Source organism: Pseudovibrio denitrificans JCM 12308 (assembly GCF_001310815.1).
Classification (GTDB): domain Bacteria; phylum Pseudomonadota; class Alphaproteobacteria; order Rhizobiales; family Stappiaceae; genus Pseudovibrio; species Pseudovibrio denitrificans.
Window position 1 is genome coordinate 1 of record NZ_BAZK01000075.1, and the last position, 1201, is coordinate 1201.

1 protein-coding gene is annotated in these 1201 nt (G+C 47.1%); it reads left to right on the forward strand.

Annotated elements, in window-relative coordinates:
• The coding region (locus tag JCM12308_RS27485) for an FG-GAP repeat domain-containing protein (protein ID WP_164845409.1) at positions 1-1201 on the forward strand (1201 nt) is incomplete at both ends.

The window sequence follows — 1201 nt, forward strand, 5'->3', positions numbered from 1 at the left end:
TCCAAGCTGCCCCCTTACCAGTTCACCTACAAACATGATGTCTTTGATCAGAAGAGAATTTCAGCATCGTGGTTTTCTTCTTCGGTAAATTACATTGATATTCTGTTTGCTGACCTCAACGGCGACCGGATAGATGACGTTGCATTCAGAGATTCTTACGAAAAATATATTGATCGAGATACAGACCAAACAATCTGTTTCACGGCTCGAAGTGACCAAGGCGGACGATCCACCACAAAATGCTCAGCTTCTTCCCGGTACTGGATCCATGCACCCAGAAGAGGCCTAACCAAGTATAAAGACCCTAAGCACTCATACCGATATGAACGTTGCCGGACATCCGGCAGTGGTGAGTATGATATATGCGATACATATGACACCACTGATGGACTCTACGATGATACCACTCGTATCGGTGACTTTGATGGAGATGGGCAAGACGATGTTATTGCCAGCAGAAAGCAATATTTCTCCAAAGCAGCTGACCAAAGCTGGTCAAATGCGAAAGGAAAACATGTCGCTGATTTTAACAGTGACGGCTTATCTGATCTTGCAGAAGTAACCAGCCGAGTTTCTGCCCGACTATCAAATGGAAAATCTGGCTTTATTTCGACATTTACTAGCCCCAGCCTGTCAACTGCCCTTTTCGCCGACTTCAATGGCGACGGATTAACTGACTTTATCTATAAAAAGGGAAAGTACGACTACAAAATCTATTATAGTAGTGGTTTGCGCTTTCTATCGGGAGCAACAGTAAACGTTTCTGATTTTAAATACATATACGCCGACAGCATTCATGCAGCAGATGTAAATGGTGATGGTCGTGCTGATTTCATAGGCAACCGAAAGCGGGATCATACACGCCTTTATCTGACCCGCGGCGAAACACTGGTTTTAAAGCCAAGTGCTTCCTCTAGTGACCTTCTGCGCGATTATACCACCGCTTTCATGTCTGACGTAGATGGCGATGGTATCAGCGAGTTTGTAACCAATCGGCGCAAATATAGCTCTGGCTTTGACGGTCGTGCGACAAAACTCGTCAGCGAGCGCCCGGATATGCTGGTAGGTGTGGTGTTACCTTCAGGCGGGCACCTCTCAGCCAGCTACACCACCTATGGCGGCGATACGGATGATGAGCGCTGGTTCCCACCTGTCCTGACCGTCCTGGCCTCCCTGACAGAAAAGCCCAACTCATCTCAAG